This is a genomic window from Alkalihalobacillus sp. BA299, from assembly GCF_017745675.1.
Taxonomy (GTDB): Bacteria; Bacillota; Bacilli; order Bacillales; family Bacillaceae_F; genus Alkalihalobacterium.
On the sequence record NZ_JAFLJM010000017.1, the window covers coordinates 70,911 to 96,461 of the forward strand.

Below are 25,551 nucleotides of genomic sequence, written 5' to 3' on the forward strand. Positions count from 1 at the left end.
ATAATTTAATAATGTGTATTATTAAAAGCTAGGAGGTTACTATGCACCCTCATCCTATTAATGAACAGCTTAAGGAAATTGTTACGAAACATTTGTTAACAGAAAAGATTTTTGTCGTTCCTTCACATCGTGACGGTCAATTGGCGATACTGGCGTTAGCGAAAGCAGGTCAGCCTGTATTGAATGTAAAAGTAAAAACATTTATGGATCTAGCTCTTGAGCAAGCAAGTCCAATCATGAAAAAAGCTAGGTATAAATTGATGCCTTATCAAATAGGTAAACAATATATTTTTTCAGAGCTCCAACATTTAAAAGAATCTAAACAATTAAAATACTTTAATTCTGTTCAACTAACGCCTGCTTTTAGTCAGGCCATTTATCAAGCCATTTTAGACTTAAAACAAGCTCGAGTATCTGTACAAGCATTTCCGAAACAGGCCTTTCTTAAGGCTGAAAAAGGAGAGGACTTACATAAGCTGTATCAAGCCTATGAGAAAAAACGGCAAGAAAACCGCTTAGTAGATGATGCTGATATTTTTGAACTAGCTATGCAACAAGAAGCTAGCCACCATCGTAATGAACTCTATGTATTTTTCCCACATGAAGCGTACGATCGAATTGAAAAAGACTTTTTTCTACAGTATACAAAAGAAGCAAACGTTATCGCTTTAGGGTTGCCATCGATTACTGGTGTAGAGCCACTTCCAGCAATGATTCAGCCACCTAAAGAAATCTCAACAACACATCCATTTAGTTATTTATATCAAATCGAAGAGGCGACGTGTGAACCTGATGTCACTTTAAAGGCAGCGATTAGTGAAGATGAAGAGATTCAAAGCGTATTTAGACAATTAAAAAATCAAAATTTACCTTTCGATCAATCTGTAATTTTTTATACGAGTGGTCGTCCGTATGTAGAAAGTGTCCTTCGATTTGTTCAAAAACAAGATCAAGAAGACATGGTTACCTTTGCTGAAGGAGTTCCTGTAAATCTAACAAAACCAGGTAAGCTTATTAAAGGTGTATTCCATTGGGTCCGTGAAAATTATAGTGTTAATTCATTGGCTAAGCTAATACGGGAAGGGTGTATTTCCTTCGATAATATTGAAATTTCTGGTGAGATAGTTATTGAACTTTTACAGGATGCAGATATTCATTGGGGTAAAGATAGGTATTTGCAAAAGGTGAGTGAAAAAATAGCTGAGTTAACACTAATAGTAAAAGAAGATGAAAACAATAAACAGGCTCTTAAAAAGCTAGAGAGATACAACCAATTAGAGAAATGGCTAACCCGTTGGATTCAACGATTTGAGGGCGATAAAACGTGGAGCATTATTTCTTATAAAAGCTGGTTATCGTCTTTAAAAGATTTACTATTAGTGGAGGATAACTCTAACAATGGATTAAATACTTCTGCTAAAAACCAACTAATCGAAGCTATTTCAGAAGTTGAAAATCTAGCTGATGGGGAAATGACATTAAGTGAGGCACTAAATGATACGGAACAATGGCTTATGAAGCTAACTGTAGGGGCTTCCATGCCAAAACCAGGTCACATCCATGTTTCTCCACATCGTATTGGCTTGTACATGGATCGACCTCATGTGTTTATCGTTGGACTTGATAATGGTAGATTTCCTGGCCGTCAAAAAGAAGACCCGATCCTTCTTGATTTGGAAAGGAAGGCGATTCACCCTGAAATGACGCTTGGTCGTGAGTATGTAAAGCGAAACTTTTATTTATTTGTACAGCTATTATTAACGACAAGAGGTCATGTTCAAATGAGTTACCCTTTCATGGATACGGTAGAAAACCGAAGAACAGCACCTTCACATCTATTTTTACAATGTTATCGATTAAAAACGAGACAACCTGGGGTAACCGGGGAGGAGTTAGCTACAGCGCTTCAAAGTGATGTTCATTTTATTCAAAAGAAATCAGATCATTTGTTACATGAAAGTGAATGGTGGGCGCAGCAATTATGGGGTAGCTATAAGTTGACTAAAGAATTATATAGTGAAGAGCCATTCTTACACTTAAAGCAAGCTCAGACTGCTCGAGCAGCTCGTCGAGAAGAGGTATTTACTGAATTTGATGGTCGAGTTGAGTATGACCACGACTCACATGATCCTAGGAATAATGAAGATATGACTGTAACAACGAGCAAGTTAGAGATGTTAGGGACATGTCCATATAAGTACTTTTTAAAACATATTTTATACATTAAAGAAGAGCAAGTAGAAGAATTTGATATGTACAAATGGTTGAAACCGCAAACGCGCGGGAGCTTATTACACGAAGTGTTTGAGCGTTTCTATGAACAGTTAAAAGAAACGAAACAAAAGCCAAAAGTAGAAGAGCATGTCGATGTTATTATTGACATTGCCGATCAAGTGCTATCGAGAGTACGAGAGAGTAACCCTCCCCCTAGTGAAATGATTTATTTACTAGAGCGACAAGAGATCCTTGAATCATGTATGGTCTTTCTTAAAGCAGAGGAAGAGGCAAGTGGTGACGGAGAACCATTATTTTTTGAATTTAATTTCGGGATGAGTGGACAAGATCCAGCTACAGTCGAGCTAACAAATGGAGCGTCCATTCATTTAAGTGGAAAAATCGACCGAATCGACCGGCTGACAAATGGATTATATACTATTATCGATTATAAAACAGGAAGCTCTTACGGCTACACGGATAAAGCTTATTTTAATGGTGGGCGAAAGCTGCAACATAGTCTCTATGCTCTCGCGTTTGAAAAGCTTTTTGCTCATGAAAATGCGCAAGTAGATTCGAGTACTTACCTTTTTCCAACTTTAAAAGGACAAGGAGAGAAAATTGAACGAAAGCATAGTACTGAAGAGAGACAGCAGTTTCTAACAATCGTTGAACATTTATGCGAATTGTTAGCTACTGGACATTTTCCTTATACAGATTCACCGGATGATTGCAAATTCTGTGATTATAAAATGATTTGTCAGCGTCACACATATCAAGAAGATGTACTAAATAAGAAACATGGAGAGGAATCCGCCTCAGGAGCTCTGCGGTTAAAGGAGGTGCGCGACTATGACTGATGTAGTATTAATGGATAAGAATGAACGGGACAAAATCATGCTCGAGTTAAATACTAATTTTCTCGTCGAAGCAGGAGCAGGGTCGGGAAAAACATATAGTCTTGTACAGCGAATGGCCAATATAGTGACAACAGGAACATATGAAATTCGTGAAATTGTAGCCATTACCTTTACAAGAAAAGCGGCAGATGAATTAAAGGAACGCTTTCAAACAGAATTAGAAAATAGGAGAAAAGAAATTACTAACCAAGCTGCAAAAGAACGAATCGAACGTGCACTGGCTGACTTTGATCAATGTTATTTAGGGACAGTTCATTCCTTTTGTGCTCGATTATTACGAGAACGTCCAGTAGAAGCAGGGCTTGACTTTGACTTTAAAGAATTAGATGAGCGCGAGGACAGGATGATCGCAGATGAAGCGTGGGAACGATATATCAATGATGTTCGCCTAAAGTCACCTGAGAAAATTGATGAACTGACTGAATTAGGAATTGATGTCGCTTCATTAAGAAGTAACTTGCATGAGCTCCGTGAGTATGCCGATGTTAAGTGGTTTTATAAAACAACAGAACGTCCAAGGTTAGATAAAGTATTTTCAGAGCTAAAAGCTTTTATTGAGTATGTGAAAACAAATTTACCTGAGGAAGAGCCAGATAAAGGGTATGATACGTTACAGAAAAAAGTGCTTCGGACGATGCGTGAATTTAAATATTTTGATATTTTGAAAGATAAAACAAAAGTTTCGATGTTAAGACCCTATCAAAAGAAAACGTCGGTAACGTTAAACCGTTGGAAAGATAATGATGTAGCTAAAGAAATCCGGGATGAACGGCAAATCATTCTTTCAGAAGCAGTTGCTCCTGTTTTAGAAAGGTGGTTTGAATACTGTCATAGTCGATTAATTCCATTTTTAAAGCCGGCATTAGCGTACTACCAAGATCTTAAAAAGAGGCGGTCTTCATTAAACTTTCAAGACCTTCTTTCTGAATCGGCAAAACTGTTAAAAGAAAATAGTGAAGTTCGTCGCTACTTTCAAAGTAAGTACAAATGTCTACTCGTTGATGAATTCCAAGATACTGACCCTATTCAAGCAGAGTTGATGATGTATTTAACAGGTGAGGAAGCAGAGGAGAAAAATTGGACGAAGTTAACGCCACGACAAGGATCACTATTTGTGGTTGGTGATCCAAAGCAGTCGATTTACCGTTTCCGACGAGCGGATATTGATATTTATCAGCGTGTAAAAGAAATGATTGCGAGCACAGGTGGTGAAGCACTCAACTTAACGATGAACTTTCGGACAACTAGTCTTGTGACTGAACCATTAAATGACGTATTTGTTAAGCATTTACCTGAACAAGAAACAAACTATCAAGCGGCGTACCGACCATTGAATTCTGTTAAAAGGGATGAGCTTGAGGATGAACAACGAAAGGGCATTTTTAAATGGACTGTTCCTAATGCGCGGAAAACAGCAGAAGTCATCGAAGCGGATGCGGATGGAATTGCAAGATATATTCGTTCCAAGTTATTGATTAATGAAGCGCAACCAAGAGATTTCATGATACTTACTCGTTATAATGGTGGAATTGATGATTATGCAAAAAAATTAGAAGAATATAGTATTCCAGTGATGACGACAGGTGAGGTAAGTTTAGCGGAAGAAGAAGAGCTGCGTGCATTACTTTATTTGCTGAAGTTTCTAGCAGAGCCAACTAACACCCTTTATGCTGCTGCAGTATTACGAGGTCCTTTTTTCGGGATAAGTGACAAGCTGTTATATCATTTTACAGCTAACGGTGGGAGACTTTCGTTATTTTCGATAATTCCTACCGAATTAAAAGAAGAAGAGCAAAAGATAATAAGCACGGTATATGAAAAATTAAAACAGTATTTCATGTGGCGTAGAAAAGACACGCCAACCGCTGCGATAGAGAAAATTTTAATGGATGTAGGTTTACTCCCTATGTACATGGATTTAGAAAAAAGTAAACGAGATTATACAAGAATCTATCAAGTGTTAGAAAAATTAAGGGCTTTAGAAGCGAGCGGCCATACAGAATTTTATGCGGTTGTTGACCATTTAGAGCAATTAGTCGTCGAGGAATCAATGGAGGAAATGACATTACCTGACGAAGAAAATGCAGTTCGGGTCATGAATGTTCATAAATCTAAAGGGCTGGAGGCGCCTATCGTATTTCTAGCGCATCCCAAAAAGTTTGTTGATCAAAAAGGTAGGATTGGTCGTCACATTCAACGCGAGCAAGAGCAGTCTATTGGTTACTTCTGTTTTACAAATGACAAAGACGAGATGATGGCTCAACCGCCGAACTGGAAACAATTGCAAGCGGAAGAGTATGAATATTTAAAAGCTGAAGAAATGCGTCTCGTTTATGTTGCAGCAACTCGTGCTGAAAAAATGCTTGTGATTAGTAGTATGGATAAAGGAAATGAAAAGAATAACCCGTGGAATGATTTAATCGAAGGGCTAGAGCTTAATGAATTTCAAGTACCTGAAGATATTCCGAAGCCTGAAATGACAGATAAAAAGGTCGTTAACTTACTAAATTTGAAACGTGTAAGAGAACAAGTTTCAAACTGGGCTCACTCCTTAAAACAAAGTACGTACGAAGTAGAAAGGCCGACAGATCGAACAGAGAGTGACACTACATCACTTCGTATAGCTCGTGAAACAGGTGGTGGAAAGGATTGGGGAAGTGTTATTCATGAAGCTTTTGAGGCGGTACTAAAAAGTAATGGGGAGAAAAGTGAAGTTATTGAGGATCTTCTTACAAAATATGATTTCCCATTAGACCGTGCTGAAGAAGTAAATGATGCAATTGAGACCTTTTTACAATCACCGATCTGGCAGCGATGTAGGCAAGCTGATGAATGGTATGCTGAAATGCCGTTTACAGTGTTAGTTCAAGAAGGACATCCCCTGTTCAGAAAAGAGAAAGGGGATACTGTATTAACTGGCATCATCGACCTCATCTTTAAAGAAAAGGATCAGTGGGTTATCGTTGACTATAAGACAGATCGCTTTATACAAAAAGAAGATATTGATAAGCTGAAAAACCATTATGCCAAGCAGCTCCATGTATATAAACAAGCGTGGGAAGAAATAACGAAAGAACGAGTAGGAGAAATGAATATCTATTTTGTTCAGACGAATGAGTGTGTAGAGTTACATACTGATTGATCTTAGGTAAGATGGCTTCAATCATACATTTTAGCAATTGACTTATAAGGTGTTAATTGAAAAGTGAGAAACTATATAGTACTACGATAAAAGCCTGTCCCTAGGCATAGAGGGACAGGTATTTTTTTACCTTTGATCAATATAAGTACAAAACGACTTAAATAAGTCGTTTTGTACTTACTAATAGATTTATAGGATTTAGCGATACATTACGAAGGAGAATTAATTTGTGGCATGATATATCCTGTTTTAATTTTACGTAATTTTTGTTAGTAGGGAAACTTTACCACCAATTAATGACTTACCACTTGATGAAATAAGTCATTTTCGACTTATTTCATCAAGTGAGAATATACATTTCCTACTAACCTCAGTATTTATCTGTATTTTTTGACTTGGCATAATATTTGCATATCCATTGTTATAAGACAAAAAGGAGATGAAGCATGATGAAAGAAACGACTACAGTTTTACAAACAAAGGATGTAAGTCAATTAATAGAGAGACGTAATCATATTGTTCCTCGTGGTGTTTCGAATAATATACAAACCTTTGCAGAAAAGGCAGAAGGTGCTCTTGTAACAGATGTTAATGGGAAAACTTTTATTGATTTTGCAGGTGCGATAGGAACAATAAACGTAGGTCACAGTCATCCTAAAGTAGTTAATGCTTTAAAGGAACAAGCTGAGAAATTTATTCATACAGGATTTAATGTGATGATGTATGAATCTTACATTGAGCTTGCTGAGCGATTAGCAAATTTAGCACCAGGAAACTTTCCAAAGAAGGTTCTTTTGCAAAACAGTGGTGCTGAAGCTGTAGAAAATGCCGTAAAGATAGCAAGAAAATATACAAAGAGACAAGGGGTTGTAACGTTTTCACGTGGATTCCATGGTCGTACGCTCATGACAATGACGATGACGAGTAAAGTAAAACCTTACAAATTTGGCTTTGGTCCATTTGCACCAGAAGTCTATAAAGCACCGTATCCATATGAATATCGTCGTCCAGATAGCATGAATGAGCAAGAGTACCATGGTCACGTATTAAATGAGTTCAAGAACTTTATGAATACGGAAGTAGCACCAGAATCGGTTGCGGCCGTTGTTATGGAACCTGTTCAAGGAGAAGGTGGATTTATAGTACCTAATAAGCAATTTATTCAAGGGGTATATGAATATTGTCAAGAGCATGGCATCCTTTTTGTTGCTGATGAAATTCAAACAGGATTTTCAAGAACAGGGAAACATTTTGCCATTGATCATTTTGAGGTGGAACCTGACCTAATCACAGTTTCGAAATCACTTGGAGCAGGAGTTCCGATAAGTGGCGTAATTGGTAGAAGTGAAATTATGGATGAAGCAAGTCCAGGTGAATTAGGTGGTACTTATAGTGGAAGTCCATTGGGGTGTGCTGCGGCATTAGCGGTTCTTGATATTATAGAAGAGGAAAAGTTAAATGAGCGAGCGACAAAGATCGGTGAGGTAATAATGAGTAGGATGTCACGGTTAGCAGATCGCTTTGATTGTATTGGCCATGTCAGAGGTCTAGGGGCAATGTGCGCAATGGAAATTGTAAAGGATCGTCAAACAAAAGAACCAGATAAAGAATTAACAGCCAAGGTCGTAGCGGAAGCGGGAAAACGCGGGTTGCTCCTTTTAAGTGCTGGACAATATGGAAATGTACTACGTTTCCTCATGCCGATTGTTATTACAGATCATCAGCTAGAACAAGGACTAACTATTCTTGAGGAAGCACTTCAAACAGCAATAGATTACTAATAATATAGTGAAGCTGCAATTTTTGTGGGTTTCACCCCCTACCTGAGTGTAGTTAAACGGGATAAAAATAATATTTTCTCCCCATCTCTTTAAGTAGTAAACTAGACAGAAAGGAATGGGGAGGTATGGATATGGGGTCACGTGAAAATGAGCTCGAACTCTTAAATGCGGAGTTAGAAGATATTTTTGAAGCATCCTTTGATGAAATATTTGTCACAAATGCAGAAGGTATTGTTGTCAAAGTGAATTCAATGTGTGAAAAAAATTACCAATTGGCAGCTAAAGATATAATAGGCAAGCATGTTAAGGAATTAGAAGAGATAGGAATATTTTATCCTTCAGCGACATTAAAAGTGATCGAAACGAAGGAACCGATTGAGTTATTACAGCAAACTCGATTTGGTAGATATCTACATGTCCGAACTAGACCGATTTTTGATAAAAATGGAAAGCTTACAAGAGTTGTTAGTTATTCTCGTGACTTAACAGAGTTAACAAATTTAAAACAAAAAATAGAAGAAATGGAAGGACAGTTAGCTGATTATAAGCGGGAATTAGAAAATCCTCTTGTCCTTGAAGGAATGGTTTCAAAAAGTGAACAAATGTCAAAGTTATTACAGCTTGTTAAGCGGGTAGCAAAGGTTGACAGTACTGTTCTTGTTCTTGGAGAAACAGGTGTCGGTAAAAGTAAGGTCGTAAGATTAATCCATGAGTTAAGTGACAGGAAAGACAAACCTTTCTATGAAATAAATTGTGCAGCTTTACCCGAACAACTAATTGAATCTGAACTATTTGGATATGAATTAGGAGCTTTTACAGGGGCTAGTAGTAAAGGGAAAAAGGGACTATTTGAGTTAGCGAATGGTGGAACGTTATTTTTAGATGAAATCGCTGAACTACCTTTACATTTGCAAGGTAAGCTATTACAAGTATTACAAGAAAAGAGATTTCGTAGAATTGGTGGCAAGGAAATTTTGCAAGCAGATGTTAGGGTAATTACTGCAACAAACCAAGAGCTAGAAAAGATGGTCGAACATCATAAATTTCGTAGCGATTTATTTTATCGCCTTCACGTCGTCCCAGTGGTTATTGCGCCACTACGTGAACGGAAAGAAGATATTTTACCGCTTGTTTACTACTTTCTTGACCAGTTTAACGAACGTTACTCATCTAATATTAAACTTTCTCCAAAGGCGTTAGATGCATTATTTTCATATCATTGGCCTGGGAATGTACGGGAGTTAGAAAATATGATTGAACGATTAGTCGTTACCTCAGACGGGTATGTAACGCTAGAAGATCTGCCTTTTAAACATGATGTAATGGTGGGGAAATTACATAGTCATAGTTTAAAAGAAATATTAGAAGAAACGGAAAAAGCGATTATTAAAGAAGCATATGCGAAGTATAAGTCGTCTTACAAATTAGCGGATGCTCTTGGAATCAGTCAATCAGCAGCCACTAGAAAAGTAAAAAAGTATATTGAAAAATTAGAGTGAACGAAAGGAAGGGATAAGTTTGTTCAAAGAAAAACAAGAGCTTAATAAAGTTTTATCACGCTTAGATATATTTGTTCTATCAATTGGTGCCATGCTCGGGTGGGGATGGGTTGTATTATCAGAGAGTTGGTTGAATTCAGCAGGCTCTCTCGGTACCGTACTTGCATTCTTAATTGGAGGTTTATTGGTAACCTTTGTTGGGCTTACTTATGCTGAGTTAGCCTCTGCAATGCCAAAAGTTGGAGGTGAACATGTTTATGTACACCGTGCAATGGGAGATAAAGCTGCTTTCATTGCATCTTGGGCGATAACATTAGGATATGTATCTGTTGTAGCTTTTGAAGCAGTCGCACTTCCTACAGTAATCGAATATATTTTCCCTAACTATCAGGTTGGGTATATGTGGACGGTTGCTGGATGGGATGTTTATGCTTCGTGGGTTTTAGTAGGCGTTGGGGGGTCATTGTTTGTAATTGCTATTAATTATTTTGGTTTAAAACCTGCTGCAAAAGTTCAAGTTATATTAACACTAAGTATTATTTTAATAGGCTTAATGTTAATTTTCGGGTCAGCAATTGGTGGAGAAAGTGCAAACTTTGAACCACTCTTTGTAGGTGGAGCAAGTGGAATTATGGCCGTATTAATTATGGTCCCATTCCTATTTATAGGGTTTGATGTCATTCCACAAACGGCTGAAGAAGCAAATATTCCGCCTAAAAGTATTGGAAAATTATTAATTTTATCAGTTGTTTGTGCAATTGTGTTTTACATTTGTATTGCAATTGGTGTTGCGTTAGCTCTAGATAGTGCAGCTCTTTCAGTAACCCAACTCGCTACTGCAGATGCAATGACCGCACTTTTTGGCTCCTCATTTTTCGGTAATTTGTTAGTTCTCGGAGGGGTGGCTGGAATAATGACGAGCTGGAATGCATTTATAATTGGCGGCAGTCGTGTAATGTATGCGATGGCACAGTCGGGGATGCTTCCTGAATGGTTTGGTCGATTACACCCTAAATATAAGACACCTGCAAATGCGATTATTTTTATTGGTGCATTAGCTGTGTTAAGTCCATTACTAGGTCGTCCGGCGCTAGTCTGGTTTGTCGACAGTGGTGGCCCAGCAATCGTTATAGCATATTTATTTGTTGCTATTGCATTTGTTCTTCTTAGAAAAAGAGAGCCGGAGATGGAAAGACCATACCGAGCTGGAAAAACTACTTTAGTAGGGTGGGTAGCTTCTATATTGAGTATTGGTTTTCTTATCATTTATCTCCCAGGAATGCCTGCAGCATTAACAGGACCTGAATGGGCAATTTTTATGGGTTGGTTTCTTATAGGCTTGTATTTCTTTGTACAAATGAATAGAGGAAAGTATAAAGGGAGTACCGAAAGTGAACAGAACAAGAAAAGTATATCTGTTTAGATGAAGGAGGGAACAAGATGGATATGTTTGTGAACGGCCGATGGCTAGGAGAAGGACTACAAACGATAGACGTAATTAATCCTGCAACAGGAGAAAATGTAGATACAGTTCCTTTTGGAGGGAAGGAGGAGGCTGAGCTGGCAGTAACAGCTGCTTACCAGGCGTTTCGTAGTTGGTCAGCAAAAACAGCAGCTGAGCGTAGTGAATATTTAATGAGGTGGTTTAACCTAATTAATGAACATAAAGAAGAAATTGCAGAACTTATGACAAAAGAACAAGGAAAACCATTGCAAGAAGCACTCGGTGAGGTACAATACGCAAATTCATTTATTCAATGGTATGCAGAGGAAGGTAAACGAGTATACGGTGAGACGATACCTGCATCTGCTCCAAATAAGCGGATCATTATTCAAAAGCAACCGATCGGAGTTATTGCTGCGATTACCCCGTGGAACTTTCCAGCTGCTATGATTACAAGAAAAGTTGGACCAGCTTTAGCAGCGGGTTGCACAGCTGTAGTAAAACCTGCTGAACAAACTCCTTTAACTGCGCTGAAATTAGCTGAATTAGCAGAAAAAGCAGGTATTCCAGCAGGAGTCTTAAATGTGGTAACAGGAAATGCGCAGGAAATAGGAGAAACATGGCAGCGTGACACAAGAGTAAGGAAATTAACCTTTACTGGTTCTACCGAAGTAGGGAAAATTCTCATGCGGGGAGCAGCGGAAACTGTGAAAAAGATCTCTCTTGAGCTTGGAGGCCACGCCCCATTTATTATTATGGAAGATGCAGATTTAGACGCTGCTGCTACCCAAGTTATTGCTTCAAAGTATCGTAATGCGGGACAAACATGTGTATGTGCTAATCGAATTTTTGTACAAAACAGTATAGCAGAAGAATTTACCGAAAAGTTTTCTCTAGCTGTTAAAGACCTAAAAATTGGAAACGGGCTTGATAAAGGTGTTACGATAGGCCCTTTAATTGATAAAAGTGCTTTAGATAAGGTTGAAGGCCAAATAAAAGAAGCTGTAGAAAAAGGAGGAGAAATAGTAATTGGAGGTAAGAAACTATTAAGTGAAAAAGGGCATTTCTTTGAACCAACTATATTGAAAAATGCAACCGATGATATGCTATGCATGAATGAAGAAACCTTTGGCCCGTTAGCTCCAATCTCAACCTTCGAAACAGAAGAAGAAGTAATTGAACGAGCTAACAATACACCTTATGGTTTAGCGGCTTATGTCTTTACTCAAAATATAGGTCGTGCAATCCGTATTGGTGAAAGGTTAGAGTATGGAATAGTTGGTATTAATGATGGGCTTCCATCTGTACCGCAAGCTCCATTTGGAGGTTGGAAAGAAAGTGGGTTAGGACGAGAAGGTGGTCATTACGGAATTGATGAATATCTTGAAGTTAAATATCTATCTGTTGCTTTCTAATAATAGTTGAAGAGCTTAGTAAAAACGAACAATTTCAAATTATGAGAGGTGGGATCGTATCCCATCTCTTTTATTTGCTATCATTTATGAAAGCAAGTTATTATTGTTATGGTTAAAAAATAAAAAATTAGCCTGTAAATAAAACGATTATTGTGTTCTACGTAATGGAAAGTTGGTTGCACCATGAAACAAACAAAAACGTGGCAAGAAAAGTTACGCCTCCTAATGTACATCCTTGTCCCCATTCTTATTACTCAATTGGGGCTTTATGGAATGAACTTCTTTGATACGACGATGTCAGGACAAGCCGGTGCCGACGATTTAGCAGGTGTAGCAATTGGTTCAAGTATTTGGTTGCCTATTTTTACTGGGTTAGTTGGAATACTCATGGCGTTAACGCCGATATTATCCCAAGATATTGGTGCTGGAAAACATGGGAAAGTGGCTTTTTCTGTTATGCAAGCCATATATTTATCACTCGCAATTGTTGCAATCATAATAATCGCTGGGATCATCTTCCTTGATCCTATTCTTGAAGCGATGAGCTTGACGGATGAAGTAAGTAGAATAGCCAAGCATTATTTAATTGGGCTATCCTATGGTATATTCCCGCTATTTTTATACACCGTTCTTCGATGCTTTTTTGACTCACTGGGTCAAACACGTGTAACGATGATCATTACACTGCTTGCGTTACCTATTAATGTTTTCTTTAACTACATTCTTATTTTTGGTCACTTTGGTTTTCCGAGAATGGGTGGTATCGGAGCAGGCTATGCATCATCCATCACCTATTGGTTTATATTTGGTATAGGCTTGTACTTTGTCATTAAAATACGTCCTTTTTCGGAATATCTGATTTTTCATATATTTTTTCGGGTATCATTTTCCGCTTGGAAAGAATTATTAATACTAGGGTTACCGATCGGATTTACGATCTTTTTTGAAACAAGTATCTTTGCGGCAGTTACTTTACTCATGAGTCAATTTAACACAGAAACTATCGCTGCTCACCAAGCAGCCATTAACTTTGCATCTTTACTGTATATGATACCGATGAGTGTGGCGTTTGCTCTAACGATCGCGGTTGGCTATGAGGTTGGTGCGAAACGTTTACAGGATGCTAAACAATATAGTTATCTAGGAATCGGATTTGCTGTTTTGTTTTCGATTGTTGCGTCTTTTATTTTATATTTCACAAGAGGACCAGTCGCTGAACTTTATTCTAATGATCCGGACGTGTTAATCTTAATTCAACATTTTCTTTTGTTTGCGATTTTCTTTCAAATTTCTGATGCACTAGCAACACCGATTCAAGGAGCTCTTAGAGGATATAAAGACGTTAATATTCCATTTCTCATGGCACTTATATCTTTTTGGTTCATTGGGCTTCCAACGGGGTATATCACTGCAAACTTTACCTCTCTTGGACCATTTGGTTATTGGGTTGGCCTTATTACAGGACTTGCTTGCTGTGCCACAGCGCTATTGTACCGTTTAGTTATCGTTCAACGGAAATTTGCGGTAAAGACGATACCGTAATGAAATAAAATGGTAAGGAAATTTAATTATGGGGTGAATGACTTGGCAAAAAAGAAGTATTATGTCGTTTGGAGTGGGAGAAAAACAGGAATTTTCAACACTTGGGCTGAATGTGAAAGGCAAGTTAAAGGCTTCCAAGGTGCGAGATTTAAGTCGTTCGAAAGTAAAGCTGAAGCAGAAGCGGCTTTATCAAGTGGAAAGGCACCTACAAAAAAGTCATCAGCGAGAAAAACAATTCAAACTAAAAGGGTAGAGTCAGTAAGTGATGTTGTATGGGACAGTGTTTCTGTTGATGTTGGCTGCAGGGGAAATCCTGGGATCGTTGAATATAAAGGCGTGCATACGAAAACAGGAGAGGTACTATTTTCACACCCAGAAATACATATCGGAACGAATAATATGGGTGAATTTTTAGCAATCGTACATGGTTTAGCGTGGTTAAAGCAACAAGGAAAAGATGAAACGCCGATTTATTCTGATTCCAAAACGGCCATGAAATGGGTAAAAGATAAGAAAGTGAATTCAAACTTAAAGCGTGATAAAGAAACTGAATACATTTGGTCTTTAGTCGAGCGTGCTGAAAGATGGTTACAAACGAGTACGTATAAAAATCCAATTCTCAAATGGCGTACAGAATTATGGGGTGAAATTAAAGCCGACTATGGTCGGAAATAACTATTTCTATAGTAAGAGGATGTAAGGAACGTCATATTAGTAACATGAATTGATTAGGGACCGAGGAGATTTTAAATGAGTGAAACGTATGAACAATTATTACAGTTGCAAAGAAATTATTTTTATAGCGGTGAGACAAAGGACGTTCATTTTCGTATTCAACAACTGAAGAAGTTAAAAAACGCTATAAAAGCAAATGAAAAAAAGCTTAGTGATGCATTAAGAAAGGACTTAAATAAGTCAGACTTTGAATCATATCTCACTGAATTAGGTGTTCTATACAATGAAATTACAGAAGCGGTAAAACATGTGAAAGCGTGGGCTAAGCCACGAAAAGTAAAGATGCCAATTACACATGTTGGATCAGATAGTTATATTTATCCTGAACCGTACGGAGTTTCATTAATTATTTCACCATGGAATTTTCCAGTAAACTTGACGATTGCTCCTATAATTGGAGCGATCGCTGCAGGCTGTTGCGCAATTGTTAAGCCATCTGAATTAACACCAAATACTTCAGGTATCCTTGCACACTTATTGAAACAGACATTTGAGGATCGTTATATTGCAGTCGTTGAAGGCGACGTAGCAACGAGTAAGGCGTTATTAGCGTTAAATTTTGATCATATTTTCTTTACAGGAAGTGTTACGGTAGGGAAGGTCGTTATGGAAGCAGCGGCTAAACATTTAACACCGATCACCTTAGAGCTAGGGGGAAAAAGCCCAACGATTGTTCATAAAGATGCGAAACTAGATGTGGCTGCCAAGCGTATTGCTTGGGGGAAGTTTACAAACGCAGGGCAAACATGTGTGGCTCCAGATTATTTACTCATTCATAAAAGTATTAAAGAACGTTTTTTAGAAAAATTAATGTATCAAATAAAAGATCAATTTGGGGATGATGTAACTCAAAATTCAGATTATCCAAGGGTCGTTAATGGAAGCCATTTTGATCGACTACTAAGTTACATGAAAGATGGAACGATCGTATTTGGTGGGCGTTCCATAAGAGAACGTCTTTTTATCGCTCCTACGATCCTAGAAAATGTTACTTGGAATTCTGCGGTCATGGAAGAAGAAATATTCGGTCCTATTCTTCCAGTCATTGAATATGAAACCGAACAAGAAGTAATAGACATGGTTAGAAAACGACCGAATTCACTAGCTCTTTATTTATTTGCAGAAAATAAAAAGATGGAGCAAGTCGTTCTAAAGCATCTATCATTTGGTGGTGGCTGTATTAATGATGTCATTTACCATGTTGGAACGACGAGGCTCCCTTTTGGTGGTGTTGGTTCAAGTGGTATCGGAGCGTATCATGGTAAATATAGTTTTGATGCTTTCTCACACGAAAAAGGAGTCATGCATCAATCAACGAAAATAGATATTCCCTTTAGATATCACAAGACCAAAGGTGGACTAAAAGTATTAAAACGAATTATGAAATAAATTTCCTTAAAAAAGCTGACTTGAAGTCGTTTTTTTTCTAAGAATAAGAAATTTCGAGGATGTCTAGCTGCAGGTGTCATCGGCTCGAGGTCGCTTCGGTCCATCAAACGTGTCCAAAAGTCAGGACACTAATTGTTGGCCCTCCAGCGCTTGTCGCCGATAAGCAGACACCTTCTGCTTTTCTTGTCTAGCTACAGCGCCCAGCGTCTAGTGGACTTCGCTCCTCCTCCTTACGATAAGTCAACATCGCCTCGTTAGCACTCGCCGTGTTTCCTTTATCTCATACGGTGGGGCTCCAGTCCATACACCGCTAAGCGGGCGCTTGCGCTTTTCTTATTCTACATCTACCTTAAAAATTACATATTTATTTTTTAAAAGTCTAAGGAGGAAAAGAGAGAATGATCTCGTATTATATACTTAGTGAAAATTCGAATAATTTAATGAGAGTTAAGGGACGAGTAAGGAGCTTTTTTAGATGATGGAGATTATACACGAAATTAAGACACCTTATGCCGTTTCTCACATGCTTGAAAGGTTGTCATCTGACCCACTTCATGTTGTTGATATCGTAAAACAGGAAGTAAAAGTTCCTATTTATGATGAAAACCACGTGGTTTCGGTTTCTTTTGGACAAAAAGATGATGTAACGAGAATAATGATCACAGGTGAAATTCAACATAAAGATAAGGTTTTTGAAAAGTTAAAAAATATTTTCAGGTGGGATGTTAATCTTCAGCTAGTTAAGGAGCATTTTCAAAATACAAGGTTAGCTATTTTATTTGATATATTTTATGGAGCACCTCTTGTTTGTGATTTTGATTTATATGGATGTTTAATGAAAACCATTATTCATCAGCAATTGAATATGAAGTTTGCTCATCAACTTACTTCTCGATTCGTTAAAGAGTATGGCTATGAGGTTGAAGGAGTGCTATTTTATCCTCGTCCTGAACAAGTATGTGTATTAAAGGTAGAACAACTACGTGAGCTGCAATTTAGTCAACGAAAAGCAGAGTATATCATTGATACTTCTAAAAAAATAGCAACAGGTGATCTCCATTTAGAATCCCTTCGTCACAAGCGAGATGAAGAAGTGATTGAAACATTAATACAAATTCGTGGGATCGGAAAGTGGACAGCTGAAAACTTTCTTTTATTTGGTTTAGGTCGCCCTAATTTATTACCTGCTGCTGATATCGGCATTCAAAACGCACTAAAGCGTCTCTATCATTTAGAAACGAAACCAAAACCTGACGAAATTATAGATTTAGCAAAAGAATGGGAACCTTATTCGAGCTATGCTAGCTTATATTTATGGCTAAGTGTCGAACGCCCTCAATTACTAGATGAGTTTTTAAAAAATTAGAATGAAATCTAGTTTTTCAACATACCGTTGTATAGTGTAAATAAGAGCTAATACGCATTTTGTGGCTGTTAGTTCTTATCATTGTTTCTAGAATGTCTAGGCAAGCGCCCACCGATTAACGAGATTTCCCTCACCTCCGTACGATAAGTTAACATCGACTCACTAACGAGCACCCGAGTTTTCTTTATCTCCTGCGGCTTAGTCAAGTCCGTACACCAGTTAACAGGCGCTTGTGTGTTTCTTATGTTAGTTGAGCTTTATGTTTTGCGTTTAGAAAGCGCTTACAAACATAAGGGGGAGTTCATTATTTCGAGTAATACGGCTTTTAAGCCGAAATTATAGATTAAAAGAATGTTAGGAGGCGTTTTCTTATGATGAATGTACCATTAAACATCTCTTCTATGATGGAAAGAGCAGAAAAATATTTTCCAAAAAAAGAAGTCATCACAAAAACACCAGCAGGAGTTAAACGACATACGTACCGTGAAATTGGTCAAAGAACAAGGCAATTATCAAATGCGTTACAAAAGCTAGGTGTTGAGCAAGGTGACCGAGTGGCTACATTTGCTTGGAACTCTCATCGTCATTTAGAAGCCTACTTTGCAATTCCTGGCTTAGGTGCTGTTCTTCATACAATTAACATTCGTTTAGCTGCTGAACATATTTCATATATCGTCAACCATGCTGAAGATAAAGTACTTCTAATTGATAGTGACCTCCTACCATTAATTGAACGTGTAAAAGATGAACTTAAAACAGTTGAAGCGTACATTATCATGACAGATGGTGAATTACCAGAAACGAGTTTATTCCCTGTTTATTCATATGAGGAATTATTGTCTGAAGGGAATTCAGACTTTGAATTTCTTAAAGACATCGATGAAAATGCACCAGCTGGAATATGCTATACGTCAGCTACGACTGGAAACCCTAAAGGTGTAGTCTATAGCCATCGTGGAATTTTTCTTCATAGTATGGCACTTGGATTAGTAGATACAGGCGCTCTTTCTGAGTCAGATCGATGCATGGCTGTCGTTCCAATGTTCCATGCGAATGCTTGGGGAATGCCTTTTGCCGCTACGTGGTTTGGATCGACACAAATTATGCCTGGAGCACAGTTTACGCCAAAGGTCTTAGCGGAACTCATTGTCAGTGAACGAGTAACATTAACAGCAGGTGTTCCAACGATTTGGCTTGGGCTGTTGAAGGAACTTGAAACCGGTGAATATGATACGAGTAGTTTAAGGGCTGTCCTTTGCGGGGGTTCCGCTGCTCCAGCTGCAATGATTAAAGCATTTGAAGTAAAATACGGAATTCCGTTTCTTCATGCATATGGAATGACGGAAACGAGCCCGCTTGTTAGTGTCTCTAGATTGAAAAGTTATCAAATAGACTTACCTGAAGAAGAGAAATTAACGATTCGTGCTAAGCAAGGCCTTGTTGTACCGGGATTAGAAATTAAAGTCGTTGGTCAAGAAGGGGAAGTAAAAATGGATGGAGAAGAGATGGGCGAGCTCTTGATTCGTGGTCCTTGGATTGCTAAAGAATATTATAAGGATGAAAGAAGTAAAGAGGCATTCCATAACGGGTGGCTACATACTGGTGATGTCGCTACAATTGATGAAGAAGGTGTAATAAAGCTCGTTGACCGGACGAAGGATCTTATAAAAAGTGGAGGCGAGTGGATATCTTCTGTTGATTTAGAAAACGGATTAATGGCACATGACGCTATTTTTGAAGCTGCAGTTGTAGCTATACCCCACCCTGAGTGGCAGGAACGTCCGTTAGCTTGCGTGGTATTGAAAGAAGAATATAAAGGAAAAATTACAAAAGAGGACGTCATTGAATTTTTACGCCCGCAATTTGCAAAATGGTGGTTACCAGATGATGTCGTCTTTTTAGAGGAAATTCCGAAAACATCGGTCGGAAAATTTCTGAAAAGAGCGTTACGTGACCAATTAAAAGAACATTTTCAAGTTCAGTAAAATAATATCAATCAATCTATGAAATTGTAATCTAGTCAAAGTTAAAAGTGAGTTAGGTATAATTGAATAGAAGTGGTTTAAAAGGGTAAAGCTTAGTATGTTTTGTGTATCCCAATTTGTGGGGGACCTAACACTTTTTATTGAGCTTACCCTTTTTTGTATTCTAGGTGAAATTTATTTACCAATTGTTTAGAGTTGGTAAAATGGAAGTAATACAAATATAAATTAATTAAACGTTTATTTAAAGATTTTTTTTAGTTTTGCTGAAATATGATAATTGAAATTTAAAATTGCACATAATAACAAAAATTCTTTTATAAAAGAGGGATAGTTTATGTCACTTTCAAATGGTGTAATTAATACGATTTCAGCGATAGTTGCCATTATTTCTATGGTACTTGTTTTATTAATTCAGTGGAACATTGAACGAGAAACAAAAGAACGTAGACTGTCACTTTTCTTTCATGTCATTAACGTACTCGTTATGCTCATGTTTTATAGTACATCTCAATTAGCGCTTTACGGATCGATATCTACATATAAAGATCATGGTGGAATGCTACGCGTTCTATTAGAAGCTGTTCTTCTGCCGATTCCTTTTATTACAACCATTTATGTTTTGGCAGCGATAAGCTATCGGAGTTACGTTCGTCCGTATGTAAAAGTGAAAGGCTCAAACCTTGTTATATTAAAGCGGAGAAGAAGGTAGGGGAATTATGTGGGAGTCAGGCACCGTTAACACTGTACAGTGCTAACGGTGCCTGACTCTGCAAAAATGCATCTTTTTATAAATTTTCAAGTAGTGTATTCATTTGTTCCTTTATTAAACATAAGTCGTTGGATAGCCAGCGAAAATGCAATCCGTATCCATCAATGTTTGTTAAGCCAACACGATGAGTTTGGCATGTATTAAATTCATTTACTATCGCTGCAAAGCTTTCTTTCTTGGCTTTAGAATTGATATACCATATCGTTCCTAAATAAGTACTCGATTCAAACATCCCTAAATGGAAGAGTGATGAATTTTTACCTTGTAAATTTAAATGGTCGAAGATGATTAATTTTTCATCTACATAGATGAATGCTTTAGATGAAAACCTGTGAAATAAAAAACTTTCATTACTTTTTTCTCGCCCTGAAGAAAAAATTTCACTATAAGCTAAAGAAGAAGAAGGTTTCATTCGTATCGTCGTATGCGAATGAAAGATTGAATCTTTATACGGAATGGTCGTTTCAGGTAGCCAAACGAGCTTTGCGTTTTCCTCTATTTCAATATCAATGGATTGCATACAAGGCTTGTGTTGATTTGCTGGGTAAATCTTGGATGATGACTGTGGAATTAAGGTCACTTCACTTTCTTTACACAAGGAAATACGAAATTCATTTGTATCCCCCGAAACCATACCACCTGATGTTTCTACTAAATAGACCGTTGCACAATTTGTGTCATCGAGATAAAGTGCTTTACTAGATTTTAATGGGGATGATTGATGACAGTGAGTAAGTTTTGTCAGACCATGTAAGTTATCAAATGAAAGAAATAGCTGGCCGTTCATTTGATTTAGTTTTGAATTACTTTTCTCCTGTTTGAGCTTCGGCATACAAATCCTCTAATAATAGTTGATGTTTAATCCATTGAATCACTTCATCAATACCAGTTCCTGTTTTTTGATTCGTGAAAATAAATGGTCGTCCGTCACGAGCTTTAGTAGCATCCTCTGTCATTAAATCAAGGTCTACACCGACATAAGGAGCTAAGTCAATTTTATTAATGACTAATAGATCTGATCGGGTGACGCCAGGTCCACCTTTACGAGGAATATCTTGTCCTTCAGCCACATCAATCACATATATGAAACCATCGACAAGTTCTGGACTAAACGTTGCAGATAAATTGTCACCACCACTTTCAATAAAAATAATATCTAAATCATCAAATCTCTCATTTAGTTCGTCGATTGCTTCAAAATTCATAGATGCATCTTCTCGTATAGCAGTATGAGGACAACCACCTGTTTCTACACCGATAATCCGTTCTGGAGGAAGAACACCGTTATTTGTTAAAAACTCAGCATCTTCCTTCGTGTAAATATCATTTGTAATTACACCTAAGCTATAATCATTGTGAATGGCTCGAGTAAGTCTTTCTGTTAATGCTGTCTTTCCAGAACCTACAGGACCGCCGATACCAATACGTATTGGTTTCATATCAAATCTCCTCCAATTCTAGTTTTAATTTAGAAAGAAAAAAGCAATTCCAAACCCAATACTTACAGTCCCGACAACATATAAAATAAAATTTTGAACTGTTCTCGTTTTTGCTGTTCGCATTGGAATACTTATTAACGTGGCAATAATAAACATACCAACCACTGACCCAATTCCAAATAAGAGTAAAAATAAAATTCCTTGTCCACTATGATTCACTTGACTCACCATTAAAATCGTTAATGCAGCACTTCCAGCTAGGCCATGAATTAAACCAACTAAAAACGAGCGAATATGGAACTTATTTAGTGACGTAGTTGTGGCTGCATGCTGGGATTTTGCATCTAATAGAGTCCTTATTCCTAAATAAATCAGGACGATTCCAACAATTGCTTCAAAATAATATTCAAACTGCTCTGAAATACCTAACCCAAATAAAAGGAAGATACACCCCACTATGACTATCGTTAAAGTATGACCTATCCCCCAAAAGATTCCTGTTATCCCTGCTTTAAATGGATTTCCTGTTCTAGTTGCAATCGTTGATACCGCAATAACGTGATCTGCATCTAATGAATGTCGCAACCCAATAAGTAGGCCCATTCCTAATACGGACCAAATTCCAATTTCCATCTCAGACTACACCTTTCATTAAGTAATTGTTTAATAGAGAAGCTTTGACATTCTTGATCTATGAAATAAATAAACGGGTATGCAGCCGCTCATGTTCCATAGAAGCTAGTTCAATACCGACAGATGAATTACTTAAATCTTCTATTGTTTTTTCTTGTAAAAGAGACACTGCTTTTGTTATTGGCTCTAAAAGGGTATAAATCGCTTGTACTCCTGTAGTTTGTCCAAGCGGAATGGCACGTACGGCATTGTGAATGAGTGAGCTCATTGCTGTATATAAAAATGCACTAAGTACGTCGTCGATATGAAATTGACGATGGGCGGCGTATATCCCGTAAACAACCGCATAATGTCCATAAGCCGTTTTTTCCTTTATTTTCTTCTTCCAAGCGGAAATGGAATCCGCATTTGAAAGTCTACTGACGGTTTCAATAAATTGTTTTCCCATTTTCATGCTTGCAGTTTTCGATTCAGAAGCTATTTTCATTGCGTGAGCTAGTTGTTCTAACTGGATCAACTCATCGATCTTTTCTTGGAAAGCCAGAGAATAAGCTTCTTTTACAAAAATTCCATCCCCGCATATTAAATTTGTAAAAAGGTAGGTCTTACAATATTCAATAAGCGTTCCTTTGTCTTTTATTTTTCCTGATTGAATGTAGGTTTCCATTCCAAATGAATGAGTGTAAGCACCAATTGGGAAAGCAGAATCATGGATTTGTAGAAAATGTAAAAAGTTAGGATTAATGGTGGTGATGTCCTTTGTATTTAAATGGTTTTTCGAAGCGTCGTTCTTTCTTTTCATACGTGACACCCGCCTCTAAAAAAATTGATTCTAACGTCTCATCAAATCGTACGACAATTTCTGTATCACTTATCAGGGAAGGAGTGTGGCGATTTCCAAGTTCGAAAGCAACTTTTCCCATCTCATTCATTGATTTTGGTGTGATGACGTATGCGGGTTCAAGCTTTGTCCGGATGGCAATAACAACTCCCTCATTCTGATAAACAATATCTCCAAAATGTAAGTGAGCGTCTCCTGCTAAACGGATCGCAATCTCTCTACCTTTATCCGTTTCCTTTCGCAATATACGTTTATTGAGCTCTTCCCAATCTACTTCAATCCACTCTACATTATCGACATTAGTAAGTGTTTTTACGTTTCCAATTATCGTATCTACTAACATTAATTACTCCTCCTCATTGTTAAAATAAGAAATACCGTTGGGCAAGAGATACAGATTCAAATGGTTCACATTCAATGATCTTCCCATCCACTTTTACTTCATAGGTCTCTGGGTTAATGTCAATGGCTGGAGTTTCGGTATTCCATTTCATATCTTCCTTTCCGATATTACGGCAGTTTTTTACAGGTGAAATTTTCTTTTGTAATTTTAGTTTTTCATGTACTTTATCTTCAAAAGCAACCTGCGAAATAAAAGTGATTGAGGTTGAGAATTTGGCACGTCCAAAACTAGCAAACATAGGTCTTTGAAAAACAGGCTGCGGAGTTGGGATGGATGCGTTTGGGTCACCCATTTGTGCTGAAGCGATTAACCCTCCTTTAAGAATGATTTCTGGTTTAACACCAAAGAACATCGGATCCCAAATGACTAAATCTGCAAGCTTTCCAATTTCAATCGAGCCTACCTCATGACTGATTCCATGAGTAATAGCAGGATTAATCGTATATTTTGAGATATACCGTTTAACACGAGTATTGTCATTTTTAGCGTCCTCTTTTAAATATCCAAATTGTTTCTTCATTTTATCTGCGGTTTGCCACGTTCGAATAATGACTTCGCCGACTCTCCCCATCGCTTGAGAGTCAGAGGCAATCATACTAATCACCCCTAAATCATGAAGAATATCCTCAGCTGCAATTGTTTCGGGACGAATACGAGAGTCTGCGAACGCAACATCTTCAGGTACTTGTGGATCTAAATGGTGGCAAACCATCAGCATATCAAGGTGTTCATCGATCGTATTCACAGTAAAGGGTCTTGTCGGATTCGTTGACGAAGGTAATATATTAGGTAAACTAGCAATTTTCATAATATCAGGGGCGTGACCACCACCAGCACCTTCCGTATGATATGTATGAATGACACGATTATTGATGGCAGTAATTGTATCTTCAACGAAACCAGCTTCATTTAATGTGTCCGTATGAATAGCCACTTGAACATCAAGCTCATCTGCTACTTTTAGGCATGTATCGATGGTATGTGGTGTTGTACCCCAATCTTCGTGAAGCTTTAAACCAATCGCTCCTGCTTTAATTTGCTCAATGAGTGGGTTGACGTGCGAGCCGTTCCCTTTTCCAAGAAAGCCAAGATTAACAGGGAATTCTTCTGCGGCTTCTAACATACGTTCGATATTCCATACACCAGGTGTACAAGTTGTAGCATTTGTACCGGTGGCAGGACCTGTTCCACCCCCGAGCATCGTTGTTACTCCAGAAGCTATTGCCGTTTCAATTTGCTGTGGGCAAATAAAGTGGATATGAGCATCGATCCCACCAGCTGTGACAATAAGTCCTTCGGCAGCGATGGCTTCAGTACCAGCGCCAACAATCATATTAGGGTTAACGCCATCCATAATATCGGGGTTTCCACCTTTTCCGATTCCGGCAATTCGACCGTCCTTTACACCGATATCTGCTTTGTATATACCGGTATAGTCAATGATGGTTGCATTGGTAATAATGAGATCGAGGACTCCAGCATCTCGGCATAAAACCCCGTTTTGGCCCATTCCGTCCCGAAGTACCTTTCCGCCACCAAACTTACATTCATCTCCATACGTTGTATAATCCTTTTCAATTTCAATCCATAAGTCAGTATCAGCTAATCGAACTTGATCTCCCGTTGTTGGGCCGAACAAATTAACATATTGCCTTCGGTTAAGTTTCATTATTATTCACCCCAATAAATCCCTTGTCTTTCATCCGTTTCTCGATATCAGTTACTTCAGACGTGTGTCCATTCGTTAAGCTATTTAACCCGTGAACAATCTTTTTTCCAGCTATTTCAACTAACTCAATGTCTTTTTCTTCACCAGGTTCAAAACGAACAGCAGTACCAGAAGCAATGTTAAGCCGCATACCAATTGCTTTTATACGCTCAAAGGTCAAGTAACGATTAACCTCAGCAAAATGAAAGTGAGATCCTACTTGTATAGGGCGATCCCCAGTATTTGCTACTCTCATTTTTATAGTATTTCTGTCTCTATTACATGAAATAAAGCCACTTCCTAAACGAATTTCACCTGGTATCATA

The 25,551-nt window shown here is 37.9% G+C and carries 19 protein-coding genes; 12 read left to right on the plus strand and 7 right to left on the minus strand.

Annotation, left to right across the window (positions count from 1 at the left end; all coding sequences use genetic code 11):
* The first annotated feature begins 41 nt into the window (after positions 1-41).
* The 12 genes from J0N78_RS19695 (at position 42) to J0N78_RS19750 (ending at position 20,141) form a co-directional block, all read left to right on the plus strand.
* A complete protein-coding gene (locus J0N78_RS19695; protein WP_209124835.1) occupies positions 42-3,074 on the plus strand; it encodes a PD-(D/E)XK nuclease family protein in 3,033 nt (1,010 codons plus the stop codon).
* The gene (locus J0N78_RS19700) at positions 3,067-6,276 is read left to right on the plus strand and encodes a UvrD-helicase domain-containing protein (RefSeq protein WP_209124836.1); all 3,210 of its coding nucleotides are present in this window, start codon (positions 3,067-3,069) and stop codon (positions 6,274-6,276) included. Before J0N78_RS19695 ends, J0N78_RS19700 begins: the two co-directional genes overlap by 8 nt.
* A 446-nt stretch (positions 6,277-6,722) precedes the next feature.
* Positions 6,723-8,057, plus strand: coding sequence for a 4-aminobutyrate--2-oxoglutarate transaminase (gene gabT / locus J0N78_RS19705; RefSeq protein WP_209124837.1), 1,335 nt, complete (start codon positions 6,723-6,725; stop codon positions 8,055-8,057).
* Between the two features lie 131 nt (positions 8,058-8,188).
* Positions 8,189-9,556, plus strand: coding sequence for a sigma-54 interaction domain-containing protein (locus J0N78_RS19710; RefSeq protein WP_374193940.1), 1,368 nt, complete (start codon positions 8,189-8,191; stop codon positions 9,554-9,556).
* 19 nt (positions 9,557-9,575) lie between these two features.
* Complete coding sequence (locus tag J0N78_RS19715) at positions 9,576-10,979, plus strand: APC family permease (RefSeq protein WP_209124839.1); 1,404 nt, start codon at positions 9,576-9,578, stop codon at positions 10,977-10,979.
* 17 nt (positions 10,980-10,996) lie between these two features.
* Complete coding sequence (locus tag J0N78_RS19720; RefSeq protein WP_209124840.1) at positions 10,997-12,415, plus strand: NAD-dependent succinate-semialdehyde dehydrogenase; 1,419 nt, start codon at positions 10,997-10,999, stop codon at positions 12,413-12,415.
* A 183-nt stretch (positions 12,416-12,598) separates the two neighbouring features.
* Entirely contained in the window at positions 12,599-13,957 is a 1,359-nt protein-coding gene (locus J0N78_RS19725; protein ID WP_209124841.1) for an MATE family efflux transporter, read from the plus strand.
* A 42-nt stretch (positions 13,958-13,999) separates the two neighbouring features.
* Positions 14,000-14,632 (plus strand): ribonuclease H, encoded by a 633-nt coding sequence (rnhA, locus tag J0N78_RS19730; protein ID WP_209124842.1) that lies wholly within the window; start codon positions 14,000-14,002, stop codon positions 14,630-14,632.
* Positions 14,633-14,707: 75 nt separating this feature from the next.
* On the plus strand, positions 14,708-16,081 hold the full coding sequence (locus tag J0N78_RS19735; RefSeq protein WP_209124843.1) for an aldehyde dehydrogenase: 1,374 nt from the start codon (positions 14,708-14,710) through the stop codon (positions 16,079-16,081).
* A 475-nt stretch (positions 16,082-16,556) separates the two neighbouring features.
* Positions 16,557-17,447 (plus strand): DNA-3-methyladenine glycosylase family protein, encoded by an 891-nt coding sequence (locus J0N78_RS19740; protein WP_209124844.1) that lies wholly within the window; start codon positions 16,557-16,559, stop codon positions 17,445-17,447.
* A 371-nt stretch (positions 17,448-17,818) separates the two neighbouring features.
* A complete protein-coding gene (locus J0N78_RS19745) occupies positions 17,819-19,432 on the plus strand; it encodes a long-chain fatty acid--CoA ligase (protein WP_209124845.1) in 1,614 nt (537 codons plus the stop codon).
* A gap of 334 nt (positions 19,433-19,766) precedes the next feature.
* Complete coding sequence (locus J0N78_RS19750) at positions 19,767-20,141, plus strand: hypothetical protein (RefSeq protein WP_209124846.1); 375 nt, start codon at positions 19,767-19,769, stop codon at positions 20,139-20,141.
* Positions 20,142-20,217: 76 nt separating this feature from the next.
* Here the strand turns inward: J0N78_RS19750 and J0N78_RS19755 are convergent, their stop codons facing one another.
* From J0N78_RS19755 to J0N78_RS25950, 7 genes are read right to left on the minus strand one after another with little or no spacing between them, the layout of a single operon-like run.
* Positions 20,218-21,033, minus strand: coding sequence for an urease accessory protein UreD (locus tag J0N78_RS19755; RefSeq protein ID WP_209124847.1), 816 nt, complete (start codon positions 21,031-21,033; stop codon positions 20,218-20,220).
* A complete protein-coding gene (gene ureG, locus J0N78_RS19760; protein ID WP_209124848.1) occupies positions 21,005-21,640 on the minus strand; it encodes an urease accessory protein UreG in 636 nt (211 codons plus the stop codon). Before ureG ends, J0N78_RS19755 begins: the two co-directional genes overlap by 29 nt.
* Before the next feature lie 24 nt (positions 21,641-21,664).
* A complete protein-coding gene (locus tag J0N78_RS19765) occupies positions 21,665-22,273 on the minus strand; it encodes an urease accessory protein UreH (protein WP_209124849.1) in 609 nt (202 codons plus the stop codon).
* A gap of 58 nt (positions 22,274-22,331) precedes the next feature.
* Complete coding sequence (locus J0N78_RS19770) at positions 22,332-23,075, minus strand: urease accessory protein UreF (protein ID WP_209124850.1); 744 nt, start codon at positions 23,073-23,075, stop codon at positions 22,332-22,334.
* Positions 23,014-23,457, minus strand: coding sequence for an urease accessory protein UreE (locus J0N78_RS19775; RefSeq protein ID WP_209124851.1), 444 nt, complete (start codon positions 23,455-23,457; stop codon positions 23,014-23,016). Before J0N78_RS19775 ends, J0N78_RS19770 begins: the two co-directional genes overlap by 62 nt.
* Positions 23,458-23,476: 19 nt before the next feature.
* Positions 23,477-25,186: an urease subunit alpha gene (ureC, locus tag J0N78_RS19780; RefSeq protein ID WP_247747441.1), complete on the minus strand. Its 1,710-nt coding sequence runs from the start codon at positions 25,184-25,186 to the stop codon at positions 23,477-23,479.
* Positions 25,176-25,550, minus strand: a complete 375-nt coding sequence (locus J0N78_RS25950) for an urease subunit beta (protein WP_247747442.1) — start codon at positions 25,548-25,550, stop codon at positions 25,176-25,178. The genes ureC and J0N78_RS25950 overlap by 11 nt, the downstream gene beginning before the upstream one ends.
* Position 25,551 lies beyond the last annotated feature (1 nt).

Bases quoted from the DNA above. Each gene is read 5' to 3' on its own strand.
- J0N78_RS19695 (WP_209124835.1), top strand. From the start codon at position 42: ATGCACCCTCATCCTATTAATGAACAGCTTAAGGAAATTGTTACGAAA.
- J0N78_RS19700 (WP_209124836.1), top strand. From the start codon at position 3,067: ATGACTGATGTAGTATTAATGGATAAGAATGAACGGGACAAAATCATG.
- gabT (WP_209124837.1), top strand. From the start codon at position 6,723: ATGATGAAAGAAACGACTACAGTTTTACAAACAAAGGATGTAAGTCAA.
- J0N78_RS19710 (WP_374193940.1), top strand. From the start codon at position 8,189: ATGGGGTCACGTGAAAATGAGCTCGAACTCTTAAATGCGGAGTTAGAA.
- J0N78_RS19720 (WP_209124840.1), top strand. From the start codon at position 10,997: ATGGATATGTTTGTGAACGGCCGATGGCTAGGAGAAGGACTACAAACG.
- J0N78_RS19725 (WP_209124841.1), top strand. From the start codon at position 12,599: ATGAAACAAACAAAAACGTGGCAAGAAAAGTTACGCCTCCTAATGTAC.
- J0N78_RS19735 (WP_209124843.1), top strand. From the start codon at position 14,708: ATGAGTGAAACGTATGAACAATTATTACAGTTGCAAAGAAATTATTTT.
- J0N78_RS19740 (WP_209124844.1), top strand. From the start codon at position 16,557: ATGATGGAGATTATACACGAAATTAAGACACCTTATGCCGTTTCTCAC.
- J0N78_RS19745 (WP_209124845.1), top strand. From the start codon at position 17,819: ATGATGAATGTACCATTAAACATCTCTTCTATGATGGAAAGAGCAGAA.
- J0N78_RS19750 (WP_209124846.1), top strand. From the start codon at position 19,767: ATGTCACTTTCAAATGGTGTAATTAATACGATTTCAGCGATAGTTGCC.
- J0N78_RS19755 (WP_209124847.1), bottom strand. From the start codon at position 21,033: ATGCCGAAGCTCAAACAGGAGAAAAGTAATTCAAAACTAAATCAAATG.
- ureG (WP_209124848.1), bottom strand. From the start codon at position 21,640: ATGAAACCAATACGTATTGGTATCGGCGGTCCTGTAGGTTCTGGAAAG.
- J0N78_RS19765 (WP_209124849.1), bottom strand. From the start codon at position 22,273: ATGGAAATTGGAATTTGGTCCGTATTAGGAATGGGCCTACTTATTGGG.
- J0N78_RS19770 (WP_209124850.1), bottom strand. From the start codon at position 23,075: ATGAAAAGAAAGAACGACGCTTCGAAAAACCATTTAAATACAAAGGAC.
- J0N78_RS19775 (WP_209124851.1), bottom strand. From the start codon at position 23,457: ATGTTAGTAGATACGATAATTGGAAACGTAAAAACACTTACTAATGTC.
- ureC (WP_247747441.1), bottom strand. From the start codon at position 25,186: ATGAAACTTAACCGAAGGCAATATGTTAATTTGTTCGGCCCAACAACG.
- J0N78_RS25950 (WP_247747442.1), bottom strand. From the start codon at position 25,550: ATGATACCAGGTGAAATTCGTTTAGGAAGTGGCTTTATTTCATGTAAT.